Source organism: Pseudomonas sp. GW821-FHT12A04, assembly GCF_058807755.1.
In genome coordinates this window covers 114887-130678 of the sequence record NZ_JBXAQZ010000001.1, presented here as the reverse complement: position 1 = coordinate 130678, position 15792 = coordinate 114887, and the positions used below count along the sequence as shown (strand labels likewise).

The window sequence follows — 15792 nt, the reverse complement described above, 5'->3', positions numbered from 1 at the left end:
AACTTCATGGGACAGAATTGGGGCGCTGTAGGCTTCGATCCTCTCTCTAAGTTTGCGAGTAATGATTGTGAAAAATTTTTTGTTGAAGTCTGCGAGTAGCCAAGATTATTTCGATATAAACCAAGAGCACAGTACTCACTACAACTTTATCAAAAGCGCCATTCCCGACTGGATTGTCGATTCTTCGCTTCAGCGGGTGGGTGATTTACGTAACACACCCAAAGTTATTCCCGCCTGGAGCAAAGCGGCGTCCCATACGGAGCATGTGGCAGCGAAAGAAGCCACAAAGGTCAGTTGGCAGGCGCAGAACCAGGTCGACCGGATGCTCGGGAAGCTGCAAGATGCCGAATCCTTTGCCCAGCCACTGCTGACCAATGCCCTCAAGAAGCAATTCGGTGTAGTGGTCGATGTTCGTGAAATTTTTCTGCGGTTGTATTTTTCGGCTAAAACATCCGCTTGGGCATTCAATGTCACCGGCGGTGTCGGCAGTCGAACTGTCTCGTTACTTAACGCGTCTCTGCAAAATTTTGCCGAGGGCGAAGTATTTACCAGCGACTCTGCATTTATCACCAGGCCCGACGACATCGGGCGGTTTGAAATAAAGAAGTTGGGAATAACGATCGAACAGTTCAAGACGCTGTGCCGAACTCTGGATATTGGGTCCCAATATAAAAAGTATCTGGAAAGTTATCTGGCTCCCGAAGGTGCCATGGTCCGGGAGGCGGTGCAGCACCGCATCGTCGCCAGTCAGAAAAGCGCCATGAAAGCTGCAGCACATCTGGCATTGATGAAGAAGGACATCGGGGCAGCGGCCTACCTGACCGTGTTGAACATGGTCCTGGGTAAAAAGGGACTGGTGTGGGATGGCGGTCCCGTGCGTTTCTACCACTTGAGCATGCTCGACACCCGTCTGACCGGGATTGTACTGATCGCCGCCGATCTCGATATCCCCGGTGCGAATGTCCGGCGCGTCATTGCCTACGTACCGCACGATCCCGAGCATCCGCTGAAAGAGTATGCCTCGACGGCCGAGTTCGCGCTCGAACTGACTCACCAGCTACGGGGCAACGATCAGGCATCCGGCGCTACCCGGCGCAGCTATCAGGCGTTTTTCAGTCGATTCGTGGATCATTACCAGCGTGGTCATTTCTTCGCCGCGCTCAACGCGAAACTGTGGGAAATCACTTACCACGGCACACAACCGGGCTCCAATCTGCCTGCCTGGCGCGAAACTCAAGTAGATCGCCCCGATTTGCGGATAGCCGCGGTATCGTTCGAAAACGATACCGTCAGCCGTTATAACGGCGATCCGTGGGTTTATCTCTATCAGCAGCAAGTTGACAAGATTTTTGCCGACGGGCGCGCGCTGGCCGTGACCACCGCCGATGCGGACAGTGCCGCACGTTGGGCGTGGATCGAAAACCTGGAAAAAATGCTCTCCGACATCATGCAGGTTGCCTTGCTCGTCGCGACCCCCTTTGTCCCGGTGCTCGGGGAGCTCATGCTGGGGTATATCGCCTATCAACTAGTAGATGGGGTCGTGGAAGGTGTCGTTGAACTCACCCAGGGCGAGTACGTTGAAGCGGCGGAGCATCTGGTCGGCGTCGCTGAAAACCTGGTTCAGTTGGGCACGTTTGCCGTGGGCGGTGCTATCGCCACTCAAGTGGTGAAGCCCAGGTTGTCGTCCTTCCTCGAAGGCGCCCGTCAAGTCACGCTCCGAAACGGTGAGCAGCGGCTATGGGGGAAAAATCTGCAGCCGTACCTGCAACAAAACCTGCGTCTGGCGACGGATTCCAAACCTGACCTTTACGGTCTGCATCAGCATCAGGGCCGGCAGATTCTGTCTTTGGACGATGATCATTTCGAACTCAGGTTCGATTCGCAAACCGGCAAACACCGGGTTCAGCATCCGACCCGTCCCGAGGCCTATCAGCCGGTGGCGGAGAGTAACGGTACTGGCGCTTTTGTAATCGAGGGTGAAACACCTCACACCTGGGATGCCGATGCGCTGATCAAGCGACTCGGTCCGTCGGTGGAGGGGTTGACCGACAAGTTCGGCGACATTCGCACTGTCAGCCGTGCCGATGTCGGTGCGCTGGTACGCATGTACGCCGATAACGAGCGGGCGATCCCTTTGCTCAGCGATACGGTGACCCGGTTCCGGATCGACCGGGATATCCACACCTTCATCCAAAACATCGGCAGCGCCCGTGCACAGGATTATTTGCAGGCCGACCCGCTCTGGCAGTTTCAATTGCTGGACGGCTTGTGGCCTGGCAGAGCGATTGAGCTCAAGGGGGCCGATGGACGAGTGCTGTACACCATCGGGGTCGATGACGAACCTGTCTCTTTCTCTGTGAACCAACTGGCGGATACTGACCTGATCGACACCTTGCTGTTGTTTCTCGATGATGCCGAGACCCGACAACTGCTGGGTGATGAGCCAGATGTACCGGTCGGCAGCCGCACACAAAATGCCACGCGTTTGAGGGGGCAACTCGCGCAATTGGCAGAACGGCGCAAGGCCTCGTTGTTCGACAAACGTTACCGGGATGTCGGGCAAGCCGTCAGTGCCGAGGCAAGGTTCATCCAGGGTGAGGTGCCAGGAATTCCCGGTGTCGTTGCACAAGAGCTGGTCGCGCTGGCGCGCCCGGAGGAGTTGCAGGAGCTCAAGCTGCGCAGGCTTCCCGAGCGACTGCAAGGGTGCGCCGATTGGGCGCTCAGGGACGTGCGGATCAGCCGTGCGTACGAGGGTTTTTATCTGGAGTCGGTCGACAATCCGGACTTCGACGCCCTGGCGTTGCATTCCCTGGAAAACCTGCCGGGCTGGAATGCCAATGTTAGGATCGAGCTGCGTCACTACCGTTTCGATGGCCAACAACTGGACAGCATCGGCCCCGAGGATGCCGCCATCCGGCGTACGCTCGTCTTAAGCGAAAACGGGGTGTTCCAGGCTTGCGACGAGCAAGGCAATGCCCTGCATTCGGGCGGTGATATGTTTACCTCAATCCTGCAGGCATTACCCGATGTCGAGCGTGATGCGTTGCGGATTCATATCGGTCAGGGCCCGGTCCTGAAGGCTGCATTGCGCGACCATGCCCTGAAACCCTACAGGCTGTTAAGTGTTCTTTCCGGTTTGCCGGAACTGAAAATTCTGACATTCGATCCGGCAATCATGCGCCTGCGCGGAGGTGCTCCCACCGTGACCGGTGAGATTGCGCAACTGCAGGACGTCGAGCGACGCGGCTTGGTTTTTGTCGATGGTGCGTTCCATCCGAGCGTCCCCTCGTTCGAACGATACAACTATCTGCGCGGGCTCAAGTTGATGGAAGAAAGCTTGCCCGACGATTGCTGGAAATTACTCTGGAATGGACTCAACAAGGCGAATACCGATGGCTCCGAGGCCAATCTGCGAACGGTACAAAGTATTGAAGTATTGCCCGATCTGCAAAAGCTGATGTCGCCTGAGCAGTTCAATGCAGTGGTCGAACGGTTGTTCACCAAACAGGGCCTGGTGGAGCTCACGGAGTCCGAGCGCAATCTGGGCGCCCGCGCGCGCGATCTCGAGCAAACCGGGCGTCTCGATGAATATCAGGCGCTGCAACGCGCCGTGAGGGAAAACCTCCCGGTGTCCAGCGACCGATGGGTGCCATTGCAGAAGTATGCCGCTGACCTTGAAAGCGACGTCACGACGGCCGCGCAGCCAATCGAAGTGACACCCCAGGTCATGGCCAATCTGCGACAGGCACAGCGTGCCATCCATCGATCCAAGGAGCTGTTGCCTCTGTCGGGCAACCAGCTGCCGAGCATCTGGGAAAACGGCGGTTCAGCGATCGCGAAAATCAAGGGGCTACGAGGACTGGATCTGCAGGAAGGTCAATTCACAGCACGGATGTCTCTCGCCGAACATGCGCGTAAAGCCATTGAAATCAAGGGAGGCAATTGTTCGGAAAACTCCAAGGTGACCTTCGCGCTGCTGGCCAGCCAACCGAGAACCTCGCGGATCCACCTCGTCAAAGCCACCGCATTCGATCATCAGTACGTGGTCATTGGCGATGACTTGACCGATCTCAAGCAACTGGTGGTTGCCGATTCGTGGCCGGAGTTTCCAGCCGCCCATACGGCGGACAAGGGCTATTTCGAGTTCGAACTGCCGGCCATTGCAACACTTGAACCCGGCCCCGCCAGCGCAGACTTTGCCTTTATCAACGACGTGCCGGCGGGACGGGCGGCGTTGCCGGAGGTCTCCCGGGACAACACCTTCAGGCAAATAAAAATGAATAAACTGTACAAGTCGGGGGCTTATGCCCAATTCACGTCATTGAAGCTATTGGGAACACAATTTTGTTTGTCGGGGGAAGTCGGAGTGTCGTTCGAGCGATTGCCCGTATCCGTGATCGAAAAACGGATTTCAGCCTTGGCGGGCTATAAGCAGGCATTCAAGGATGTGTTGGCTGAAGAGTCTGCGGCTACGTCCCCGGCGCAATGATCGTTTATGTCTGGAGGAAGGTGTAACAAGGCTTGACTACACTCCTCGTGGAGGCCGCATCTCTCGATGCGGCGACACGGAGAAAACTCCATGAAGATAATGCGTGCCCCTTTGTTGATGATCGGTTTGCTGCTCTGTTCCCAAAGCTTCGCCGCCACAGACCAACAGAACAAGATGACCACCTGCAACGCCGAGGCGACTGCAAAAACCCTCAAGGGCGATGAGCGCAAAGCCTTCATGAGCAATTGCCTCAAGGCCACCCCGGCGGCCAACGATGCCGGCAAAGCCTTGACCCCACAGCAAGAGAAGATGAAGACATGCAACGCCGACGCCGCCACCAAAGCCCTCAAGGGTGACGAGCGCAAGGCGTTCATGAGTGATTGCCTGAAGAAGAAATAAGATCGGTTCAAGGGCAGTGGTGGCTGTGCTGGCTCCATCGCGAGCAGGCTCGCTCCCACATTTGTCCGGTGTACTCAGTTCCACTGTGGGAGCGAGCTTGCTCCGGGCGGCGCTCCGACGATGGGGCCGCAGAAGGCGCTGCAAGAAATCCTGAACCACCACTAAGGTCGCCCCACACAATCCCTAGTGCTCGCACCGGATCGCTGGCAGACTGCCAATCCTTTTTACGCCGTTCGTTTTTGAGGCTGTATGCCAACGTTTTCTCAGCGTCAAGTCTTGCTGGTCATCAGCTGGGTCATCATTTTTGGCGGACTGCTGCTGGTCCTGCCGCTGCGGTTGCTGCCCAGCCTGCTCGCCGGGTTGCTCGTGTTCGAACTGGTCAACATGCTCACCCCGCAACTGCAACGGCTGATCGAAGGCCGGCGTGCGCGCTGGCTGGCGGTGGCGTTGCTGGGGACTCTGATTGTCAGCGTGCTGTCGCTGATCTTTGCCGGTGCCTTCAGCTTCCTGCTGCACGAGGCGGAAAACCCCGGCGCGTCCCTCGACAAGTTCATGGGAGTGGTCGACCGCGCGCGCGGGCAATTGCCGCCGTTCATCGACGCCTATCTGCCGGCCAGTGCCGCGGAGTTCCGCGTGGCGATTGGCGAATGGGTCAGCAAACACCTCAGTGATTTGCAACTGGTGGGCAAGGACGCGGCGCACATGTTCGTGACCTTGCTGATCGGCATGGTGCTGGGGGCGATCATTGCCTTGCAGCGCGTTCCGGACCTGACCAAGCGCAAACCGCTGGCCGCGGCGTTGTTCGAACGTCTGCACCTGCTGGTTCAGGCGTTTCGCAACATCGTGTTCGCTCAGATCAAGATTTCCCTGCTCAACACCGTCTTCACCGGGATTTTCCTGGCGGTAATCTTGCCGATGTTCGGTATCAAGCTGCCGCTGACCAAAACCCTGATCGTGCTGACGTTCCTGCTCGGCCTGCTGCCGGTGATCGGCAACCTGATGTCGAACACCCTGATCACCATCGTCGGTTTGTCGTTGTCGATCTGGGTCGCTGTGGCGGCGCTGGGTTACCTGATTGTTATCCACAAACTCGAATACTTCCTCAACGCGCGCATCGTCGGCGGGCAGATCAGTGCCAAGTCGTGGGAGTTGCTGCTGGCGATGCTGGTGTTCGAGGCCGCGTTCGGCCTGCCGGGGGTGGTGGCGGGGCCGATTTACTACGCGTATCTCAAGAGTGAGTTGAAGCAGGTGGGGATGGTTTGATCCGCTGGATCTTTGTTGGCTGATCTGGCCCCATCGCGAGCAAGCTCGCTCCCACAATGGACCTGTGCTCGCAGGACTAATGTGGGAGCGAGCTTGCTCGCGATAGAGGCACCTCGGTTCTGGATCAGTCCATAGAGCCGTAACGCTTGGCCGCTTCAATCGCCAGACCGCTACCGATACTGCCAAAGATGTTCCCTTCCACATGCCGTGCATTCGGCAACATCGCCGAAACACTGTTGCGCAGCGCCGGAATCCCGCTCGAGCCGCCGGTGAAAAACACCGTATCGACCTGATCGACCCGCACATCGGCGTCTGCCAGCAGTTGGGTGACGCTGTTGCGCACCCGCTCCAGCAAGCTCTCGATGGCTGACTCGAACAGCGCACGGCTCAGGTCCACGCTCAAGCCCGCTTCAATGCGATCCAGCGGCACGTGGCGATTGTCGGCGTGGGTCAGCTGGATCTTGGTTTCTTCCACTTCCATGGCCAGCCAGTGTCCGGCGCGCTGTTCGATCAACTTGAACAGGCGATCGATGCCGCCGGTGTCCTCGATGTCATAGCGCATGCTGCCCAGGGCCAGTTGCGACTTTTGCGAGTACACCGAGTTGATGGTGTGCCAGGTCGCCAGGTTCATGTGGTGACTGGTCGGCATGTAGGCGCCGCTCTTCATGCGGCTGCCGTAGCCGAACAGCGGCATCAGGCCTTGCAGGCTCAGCTGTTTGTCGAAGTCGGTTCCGCCGATGTGCACACCGCCGGTGGCGAGGATGTCCTCGTGGCGGTTATCCACACCCCGACGCTCCGGCGACAGACGCACCAGCGAGAAGTCTGATGTACCACCGCCGATGTCCACAATCAGGACAAGCTCTTCTTTCTCGATGGTCGACTCGTAGTCGAACGCGGCGGCAATCGGTTCGTACTGGAACGAGACTTCCTTGAAGCCGATCTTGCGCGCCACGTCTACCAGGGTGTCTTCGGCTTCCTTGTCGGCCATCGGGTCATCGTCGACGAAGAACACTGGCCGACCCAGTACCACCTCTTCGAATTCCCGACCAGCGGCGGCTTCGGCGCGGCTCTTGAGTTGACCGATGAACAGCCCGAGCAGGTCCTTGAACGGCATCGCCGTGCCCAAGACGCTGGTGTCGTGCTTGATCAGCTTGGAACCCAGCAGGCTCTTGAGCGAGCGCATCAGGCGGCCTTCGTAGCCTTCCAGGTACTCGTGCAGCGCCAGCCGGCCGTACACCGGGCGACGTTCTTCGATATTGAAGAAGACCACCGACGGCAGGGTGATCTTGTCGTCCTCCAGCGCGATCAGCGTTTCCACGCCGGGGCGCAGCCAGCCGACAGTGGAGTTGGACGTGCCAAAGTCGATACCCAAGGCACGGGCTGGAGATGCGTTGTTCATGTCTTTCAGGTTCCGGTTAAAAAACGGCCGCGCAGTGTATGTCAGAGCGCGCCAGATTCGAAGGCCGGTTATCTGCTAATTCTTCGCAGACAATGCCTTGAAAGATGGGGCATCCCCCCCAAACTACCCTGCATCAACCGGACAGCCGCGGGAGTGCTCGCAAGAAGCCCCGCCTGCTGCCGATAAACTTCTGCTGCGCCGCCCGGTCACAAACTTGAGATCGGTCAAACCAATGGCTGCAAACAAGCGCATGCTGTGGCCTGTGGCGCGATTCTGATAACGGATGGTGATTCCCTCGATGGACTTCAAAGACTATTACAAGATTCTCGGTGTGGAGCCGACCGCAGACGACAAGGCGATCAAGGCCGCCTATCGCAAGCTTGCGCGCAAATACCACCCCGACGTCAGCAAGGAAAAGGATGCCGAGTCCAGGTTCAAGGATGCCTCGGAAGCCTATGAAGCGCTGAAAAGCGCCGACAAACGTGCCGAATATGATGACTTGCGTCGCTATGGCCAGCACGGCCAACCGTTCCAGGGACCTCCGGGCTGGCAGAGCCGTGGTGGCTTCGGTGGCGGTGGCCAGGACACGGGCGATTTCTCGGACTTCTTCAGTTCGATCTTCGGTAACCGTGGGCCAGGTTTTGGTGGTGGTGGACAGTCGCGTCGCAGCACCGGACGTCGAGGGCAGGACGTGGAAATGGAACTTGGGGTCTTTCTCGAAGAAACGCTGTCGACCGAGTCGAAGAAGGTGACCTTCCAGGTACCTCAGTACAACGCGGCCGGCCAGCATGTGAGCAACACCAGCAAAAGCCTGAACGTGAAGATTCCGGCCGGTGTGAGCGACGGTGAGCGCATTCGCCTCAAGGGGCAGGGTGCTCCGGGCGTGGGTGGCGGGGCCAATGGCGACCTGTACCTGACGATCCGTTTTGCGCCGCACCCGAAGTTCGACGTCGAAGGCGAGAACCTGATCATCACCTTGCCACTGGCACCGTGGGAGCTGGCGCTGGGCGCCGAAGTCGCCGTGCCGACCCTGACCGGCAAGATCAACCTCAAGGTCCCGGCCGGCAGCCAGAACGGCCAGCGCATGCGCGCCAAGGGCCATGGCCTGATGAACAAGGCCGGTGAGCGCGGTTACCTGTTCGTGCAGTTGAAGGCTGTGATGCCGAAGAAATCCGACGATGACATCAAGGCCCTGTGGCAGGAGCTGGCGAAAAAAGCCGCGTTCGACCCGCGAGAGCATTTCTGATCCCTTGGAACCGAGGAGTCACTGACTATGAGCAGTCCCCTGATCGTTCAACTGGACATGGCCGAATTCTGTGAGGCGACCGAGTTGTCGGACGTCTACGTGATCGAAATCGTCGAGCACGGCATCCTCGAACCTCAGGGCGCTCAGCCCAAGGACTGGGTTTTCAACGACTACGAGCTGACCCTGGCCAAGCGCGCCGCCAAGCTGCGGCGCGATCTGGACCTGGAATGGGAAGGCGTCGCCCTGGCGTTGGACCTGCTTGAAGAAGTCCAGCAATTGCGGGCCGAGAACCGCATGCTCAAGCAGCGATTGGGGCGGTTGGTGGTCGAATGATTTCCAACAAGCACAAAAGCATCAGACCTTTCTGGGCAACTCCACGGTAAACGTCGTGCCATCAAGCTCATGGGAGCTGACTTCAATTGTCCCCTCATGGGCGTCGACCACTTCCTTGACGATAAACAACCCCAACCCAAGGCTGGTAGTAGGTTCGCCGAGCCCTTCACTGGCGCTGCGCACCAGCGGGTCGAAAATGGTCGGGATCGCATCGGAGGGGATCGGGGCTCCGTCGTTGTGCACTGTCAGTCGGACACTGTCGATCTCCCCCTTGAGAGTCAACTTCACCTCGCGTTTGCTTGAACCATGCTGCAAGGCATTGCCGATCAGGTTCTGCAGCATCTGATCGAGCCGGCGCTGGTCCCAGGTGCCACGCGTGTCACCCTGTACATCCAGGGTCGGTTCGCATTCCGGTTGACCGGCACTGGCCCGGGCAATCGCTTCGCGCGCCGCTTCGGCCAGGTCCATGGGCGCCGGCTCGATCGGCAGACGCTTGCCCAGGCGGCTGCGCACCAGTTCAAGCAAGTCCCCGACCATCACCGCCAGGTGCCCGGTACTGCGCTGGATATTGACCGCGCACTTGAGCGCATCACCTTCGAGCACGGCTTTGCGCAGCAGTAGTTCGGTGGACATGCTCACCGCCTGCAGGGGCGCGCGCAGGTCGTGGCCGAGGATCGCCAGAAAAATGTCCCGAGAGCGATTGACCTGCTCGGCATAAGTGGCCGTGGACTCCGCCAAGGCTTCGTCGATGGCTTCGTTGAAGCGGATCATGTCCTGGAAGTAGGTCAGGTCAGACGATTGCAGGCTGTTGACCCACAGGCGGATGACACAGGCGCGCAAGTGACGGAACTCACTGGTCATTTGCACCAGATCAAAACCCACGGTATGGCGCAGTTCGCCGTGGCTGGCACCGGCCACGTCGAGGCTGGGGGTTTTCTCCGGTCCTTCGCCGCGCGACTTGGCCGCCTGTTCGGCAGGTGTCTGGGGCTTGCACATGTCCCGCGCCGAGGCCAGCAGGATCGACCGGGCATGGTCGCGCAAGGCAGCGCTGTCCATGGTTTCGGCGGCCGGGGTGATGGTTATGGCGAACTGCTCCCACTCATCGACGATGCGATCAACATGTAACACGATGAATTCGGAAAGACGCATGGCGGTTACCTGAGCAAATCGGGGACAGCGATTCGAATAGTAGTCCCTTTGCCGGAAAAAACACGACCGCTCATGCAGCGGCATAACCGCAGGCATTTCTGGTGGTACATATCTATCGATGGCTCCTTGATTTTCGAACCTTGCGGGCCTTTTTTCAGCCTTGGCCCAACAGTAATTTGGACTTTTGTTTCAGGCGCGGGTGGATAAGTCTGTTAGCTCCAACCCAGCCATCAAGGTGAAAAAACAGTGTCTGATTTGCATGGAAGCAACTCGCTGGAAACGCCCGCCCCAAACAACGGCGTTCATTACGAGCGTGTACTGGGCGCCATACCCGACGCGATAAAAAAGGCGTCGATGTCGAGAATGAAAACCCTCGAAACACTAAGGCCCAAGATCCCCGAGTGGTACAGCGCTGCACGGGAAATCGACCGTCAATACCTGAAGGAGTTGATTGAAGAACAGGGACGCTTGCAAGGCACTCTGGACAAGACCCTGGGCAACTTGCAACACGACATCAATGCCTTCGCCAAACCGCTGCTCAGTGCGTCGATGCAGGCGAACTTCAATACTGTGGAGAACTTCGACGCACTCAGCGTGCAACTTGAAGTACCCAGTAAAATTGCCTTTGTCATTGATACCGGGGCCAGTCGCGTTCGACAGTCCACGTTGCTGGAAGCGGCGTTGCACAATTTCGAGGAGGCAGAAACTACCGAAGACGCCTGGCGCAGCAGCTCCGGTATCTATCGCAAGGATGAGCGCGGCAGCCTTGCGCTTGAGACCGCGATTTCCTTACCCAGGTTTACATCGATGTGCCGCAGCCTCGACATTGGCGGACAGTACCAGCGGCATATCAAATCCATCCTGCTGCCGACCACAGCTGAAGCGCGACGCGCCTTGCAGGACGAGTCGGTGGCCAGTGAAAAAGCCGCTTTTCAGGTAGCTTCACTGGTCGCCCGATTGAAAGGCGATATCAGCGACCATGCCTACGGCAAACTCGGGCAGATGCGCGAAAGCCAGGCCGATACCACGCTGTACGACCGGCCGCTGCATGGCCACCGATTGTCGCTGATGGGCTTTCGGTTGACGGGCATCGTACTGTTCAGTGCCGTCAGCGATCCGTCGCAGATCAAGCAGGCGATAGATGCCTTGACCCCCGACTCAGTGAAATTCTGGAGCGAATGGTCGCAGCGCCTCTCGATATTGCCTGGTGCGGAGTACGAGCGGTTCAAATTACTGCAGGCGTTTTTCGCCAATGGGCCGCAGGGGCTCAACGATGAGCTTTTGCGCCGCGACGACATCTACCATCAGAGTCGTTTGTCCGGCCACGTGATCGCCTATGTACCGGATGATCCGCAACATCCGCTCAAGGAATACCCCTCGCTGGCCGCGTTCATGAAAACCCTGATCGGTCAGCTGCGAGACACGCAATACCAGGCGTTTTTCAGCCGGTTCGTGGCGCAAAAGGACAAGGGGCTGTTTTTCAGCCGGGTCAACGAACGTCTGAAGACGTTTACCTGGCAGCAACGCGAGCCATTGGACATGGGGCCATGGTGGCGTGAAACGGCGGTAGAGAATCCCGATGCAGAACCCGTTACCAATCAGATCACGGGCGACCTGTGGGTGACATTGTTCGTTGAACGCCGCGACAAGGCCATCGTCGATGCCCGACGCATCGCGGTGCCGACCGGCGACGAGGACGCCAGCGCCCGCTTCAAGCGCCTGACCAGTTACCTGAACATTGGCTGGAACCTGTTCAATTTCGCCGCGATGCTGGTGCCCGGTCTGGGCGAAGCGATGCTGGGCATCATGATTGCTCAGATGCTCGCCGAGGTTGCCGAAGGCATCGAAGACTGGAGCAAAGGCGACAAGGAAGAGGCCTCTGCCTATTTCAATGGCGTGCTGATCAACTTTGCGCAGTTGGCGCTCATGGGCGCCGGTCACGGGTTGCCAGGCGGCCAGCTGACGCCGATCAAGGTCTCGCCCTTTGTCGAAGGGCTCAAGCCTGTGGAGGTCGCCGGCAAGCAGCGTTTGTGGAATCCGGACCTGACGTCATATCAACAATCGGTCACCTTGCCCAGGGATGGCGTCGTCGGTGAAAAAGGCTTGTACCGGCACCAGGATCAGGACCTGCTGCATCTCGACGACAAATGCTACGAAGTCAAACAGGACCCGAACACTGGCCAGCATCGCCTGCAACACCCCTCGCGAGCCGATGCCTACCAGCCCTTGCTGGAACACAACGGCACCGGCCTGTGGAAAACTGAACTCGATCAACCGCTGGAATGGGATCGGCGTCAATTGCTCCAGCGTCTGGGCGCCTCGGTGGATGGGTTCACCGATGAAACACTGGAGCAGATCCTGACCGTCAGTGGCGTTCACGAAAATGCATTGCGCCGGCTCCACGTGGAGCACGAAACCCCGCCCGCGCTGCTGACCGATACCCTCAAGCGCTTCAAGGCGTACGCCGACGCCGAGGCTTGCGCAGAGCAGATCCTGGCCGACCGGGTCGGCCAGGAGTGGGCCGATCTTGCCGTGCGCTTCATGACTGAGTTGCCGGGCTGGCCCGAGGGCAAGGCCATCGAAGTGTTCCAGGGGCCGGGCCTGTCGGGGGCGGCGTTCAAGGAGGGCTATGCCGGCGCGTTGCCCGCCGATACCTTGCAGATGACCTGGCAGGATTTGCTCGCCGGTGCGCTGCCTGCACGTGTGGTCGGGTTCCTGGATGAACAGGCCCTTCGCGAGATGCTGGGGAAGTGGTTTTCCGGAGACAAAACGGCGCGCACCAAGGCCTTGCGCGATCGCCTGGCCGAGCAGGCGCGGGGCAGCAAAAGGCGTTTGTTCGACAAGTTGTACGAGCGTCGGGAGCGTGCAGACGATCCCCGTGTGAGCTTGCTCAAGGGGCACGAGTCGTCGCTTTCGACCAGTGTGGCGCAAGCGCTTGTGGAACACGCACACCCCTCGGACCTGCAACATTGGGCCGAGAAACAGCGCGTGCCCTTGAGGTTGTCCCAACAGGCCTGGGAAGCGGCGCACCAGCTGCGAGTGGCGCGAGCGTATGAAGGCCTGTACCTCGGCGAACTGCACAACACCGACACCGAGCGCCTGGAGTTGCACTCACTGGCAGCCCTGCCGGGCTGGCCCTCGGACCTGCGTCTGGAAATCCGTGAATATTCTTTTTCAGGGACGCTGTACGACAGCCTCGGCCCGCAGGACGCGCCCATCCGCAGAGTGTTGATCCAGAGTTCGGATCTCCGATATGAAGCACGGGACGCGGGCGATCAACACCTGCACGGGTTGGACAATCTGTATGCCGCCGTGCTGCACGCATTGCCCGACTCCCAGCGTGTCGCCCTGGGTTTTGAAATTCATGACGCGGCAGGCCTTGAGCAGGCAGTAAAGACAAAGCCACTGGATCGAGCTGTGCTCGAGCCGATCCTGCGCGACAACCCGGTGCTCAAACCGTCCTACGACCCGACCGTCATGCGCTTGCGCGGCGGCATGCCGGGTTATGCGCAACAGGTCCCGCGCGGCATGGGGTTGCGCCGGCGGGCTCGCTCGCTGTATCCGGCCTTCACCCCGGAGGAAATCGAAACGCTGTTGACCGGGTTCAGCCAAAACGGTGGTTCGGTCCATGAAGGCCTGGCCGCGCTGGAGGCCGAGCTCAATCAGTTGAACCGTGCCATGCAACGCTGGATGAACTCGCCGACCGAGTCCTTTCGTTTTAGCCCGGCGGGCGTGGCGCAGTGGCATGCGCGAAACAACATCTACAAAGCGCTCAGGCAATGCTGGCAGCGCACCGGGCCGGAGGGCATCGAGGCTTCCGGCATCGTGCGGCCCCAAGCGTTGAAACTGGACAACATTCCCAAGTTGAGCCAGCTGCTTGAAACCCTGCCGAGGCTCGAGGCCAACTTCGATCATGTCACCAGCCTGAGCCTGCGCGGTGGGCAGTTGCGTTCCGGGAACATGTCGTTCCTCGACTCGTTCCATCAGGTGCGCTACCTCAATCTGCAAGACAATCTGCTGACGGCCATTCCGCAAGGGCTGAAGGACATGCGTCATCTCACCGACCTGTTCCTCAACGACAACCGCATTGAGATGGATGTGCTGGCGGTGGATCGCCTGAAGAATCTGACACGCTTGAGGTCGTTGGGGCTGCGCGGCAACCCGCTGAAGCTCATTCCTGATGTCAGCCGGATGCCGCATTTGCAGGTGCTGATGCTGAGTGACGCCGGTCTGGACAGTTGGCCTGTCGGACTGTTTTCCCAATCGCGGCCTCGCAGTATTTTCATTGATCTGAGCCGCAATCCGATCAGCCGGATACCGGAAGTCGCACCCGGATCGTTTCGCGCCGAGTTGCTGGCGCGCACGGTGATCAGTCGGGGGCCGCACTGGATCTCGCCGGAAAACCTCGACACCCTCAAGTTTTACATCGAGTCGGTCGGCATGGACCCGGACCGCCCTTACCCACCCCGTGGCCTGCTCGACAGCTCGGAATGGGCGGCGGGCATGACCGAGCGGCAATGGCAGGAAAAACAGGAAGTCTGGAACGCCGTCGAGGATGAATTCGATTCGGTGCCGTTTTTCAACGAAGTCCGCAAACTCACCCAATCCGCCGACTTCAAGGCCGGCGATACCTATCAGTCGGAACTGACGGCCAAGGTCTGGCGCATGCTTGAGGCCATGGCCAGCGACACTGAACTGCGCATCAAGTTGTTCAACGAAGCCGCAACCCCCACCGAATGCGTGGATGGCGGGACGCAACTGTTCAATGCCATGGGCGTGCAGGTGATGGTTCACGAGGCCTACGCCCTCGTGCGCGCGGATCTGATCGAGACGCAATTGCTTGAGCTGGCCCTGGGTAAATCCCGGCTCGATGAACTCGGCGCCATCGCCCGTCACCGGGTGTCTGAGCGATTGGCGAAGGGAGAACAGTTCCGTCGGACCGGTGCCGATGGCGAAGTGACCGGCACTATCGATGAAGTGGAAGTACACCTGGCCTACATGACCGATCTGGCGCAGCGCCTGGATTTGCCGTGGCAGGCACGGGGCATGCAGTTTCGCAGCATCGCCGAGGTCAGCAAAGAGATGATCGAGGCAGCGCTCCAGCGGATCAAGGCGCTGGAGGAGGGTGATCTGCTGATCGACCGGGTCTTTGAGCAACCGCTCTGGAAGTCCTGGCTGGAGTCTACTTACCGCGAGGAATTGAATGGCTTGAAACGCCGGATCGACGCCACCACCGATTTGCAGGACGCGTTGCAGCGCAGGGCTGAAGGTACGCGGCTCACCACCGAGGAAAAGGCTGCAGTGGAGTTGGAAATCAAGGGGCTGTGCAGCGAATTGGACAAACCTGAAACTGACTTTGCGGATGGCCGGCTGATGACTGAAGAGGCGTATGGTCAAGCCTTGAATGACATCGACCGACAGATCACGCAGCAGCTGAAAAACCTGACCCGAGAAGCGATGACGCGGGCCAGGCTGGACCGACTGCGGATTGGGGCCGATCAATAATCACGGAAA

General features: G+C 59.1%; 8 protein-coding genes. 6 read left to right on the top strand and 2 right to left on the bottom strand.

Features of this window, described 5'->3' with window-relative positions:
- Window positions 1-61: 61 nt before the first annotated feature.
- The 3 genes from AC1RS8_RS00530 to AC1RS8_RS00520 all read left to right on the top strand — a co-directional run bounded on the left by AC1RS8_RS00530 (window position 62) and on the right by AC1RS8_RS00520 (window position 6151).
- Window positions 62-4489, top strand: a complete 4428-nt coding sequence (locus tag AC1RS8_RS00530) for a dermonecrotic toxin domain-containing protein (RefSeq protein WP_489339660.1) — start codon at window positions 62-64, stop codon at window positions 4487-4489.
- Between the two features lie 90 nt (window positions 4490-4579).
- A complete protein-coding gene (locus tag AC1RS8_RS00525) occupies window positions 4580-4888 on the top strand; it encodes a PsiF family protein (protein WP_340312286.1) in 309 nt (102 codons plus the stop codon).
- A gap of 249 nt (window positions 4889-5137) precedes the next feature.
- Window positions 5138-6151, top strand: coding sequence for an AI-2E family transporter (locus AC1RS8_RS00520; RefSeq protein WP_056725372.1), 1014 nt, complete (start codon window positions 5138-5140; stop codon window positions 6149-6151).
- Between the two features lie 124 nt (window positions 6152-6275).
- On the opposite strand, the gene AC1RS8_RS00515 is transcribed toward AC1RS8_RS00520, so the two are convergent.
- Complete coding sequence (locus tag AC1RS8_RS00515) at window positions 6276-7550, bottom strand: Hsp70 family protein (protein WP_057712201.1); 1275 nt, start codon at window positions 7548-7550, stop codon at window positions 6276-6278.
- 298 nt (window positions 7551-7848) lie between these two features.
- Between AC1RS8_RS00515 and AC1RS8_RS00510 the strand changes: the two genes are divergently transcribed.
- Both AC1RS8_RS00510 and AC1RS8_RS00505 read left to right on the top strand, forming a co-directional pair.
- Window positions 7849-8796, top strand: coding sequence for a DnaJ C-terminal domain-containing protein (locus AC1RS8_RS00510; protein ID WP_057712200.1), 948 nt, complete (start codon window positions 7849-7851; stop codon window positions 8794-8796).
- Window positions 8797-8823: 27 nt separating this feature from the next.
- Window positions 8824-9129, top strand: a complete 306-nt coding sequence (locus tag AC1RS8_RS00505) for a chaperone modulator CbpM (protein ID WP_057712199.1) — start codon at window positions 8824-8826, stop codon at window positions 9127-9129.
- A gap of 21 nt (window positions 9130-9150) precedes the next feature.
- Here AC1RS8_RS00505 and AC1RS8_RS00500 read toward each other — a convergent pair whose 3' ends face one another.
- Entirely contained in the window at window positions 9151-10278 is a 1128-nt protein-coding gene (locus tag AC1RS8_RS00500; RefSeq protein ID WP_489339661.1) for a sensor histidine kinase, read from the bottom strand.
- A gap of 246 nt (window positions 10279-10524) precedes the next feature.
- Here AC1RS8_RS00500 and AC1RS8_RS00495 point away from each other — a divergent pair, with 246 nt between their 5' ends.
- Entirely contained in the window at window positions 10525-15783 is a 5259-nt protein-coding gene (locus AC1RS8_RS00495; RefSeq protein ID WP_489339662.1) for an NEL-type E3 ubiquitin ligase domain-containing protein, read from the top strand.
- Window positions 15784-15792 lie beyond the last annotated feature (9 nt).

Bases quoted from the DNA above. Each gene is read 5' to 3' on its own strand.
- AC1RS8_RS00515 (WP_057712201.1), bottom strand. From the start codon at position 7,550: ATGAACAACGCATCTCCAGCCCGTGCCTTGGGTATCGACTTTGGCACG.
- AC1RS8_RS00530 (WP_489339660.1), top strand. From the start codon at position 62: ATGATTGTGAAAAATTTTTTGTTGAAGTCTGCGAGTAGCCAAGATTAT.
- AC1RS8_RS00525 (WP_340312286.1), top strand. From the start codon at position 4,580: ATGAAGATAATGCGTGCCCCTTTGTTGATGATCGGTTTGCTGCTCTGT.
- AC1RS8_RS00505 (WP_057712199.1), top strand. From the start codon at position 8,824: ATGAGCAGTCCCCTGATCGTTCAACTGGACATGGCCGAATTCTGTGAG.
- AC1RS8_RS00500 (WP_489339661.1), bottom strand. From the start codon at position 10,278: ATGCGTCTTTCCGAATTCATCGTGTTACATGTTGATCGCATCGTCGAT.
- AC1RS8_RS00520 (WP_056725372.1), top strand. From the start codon at position 5,138: ATGCCAACGTTTTCTCAGCGTCAAGTCTTGCTGGTCATCAGCTGGGTC.
- AC1RS8_RS00510 (WP_057712200.1), top strand. From the start codon at position 7,849: ATGGACTTCAAAGACTATTACAAGATTCTCGGTGTGGAGCCGACCGCA.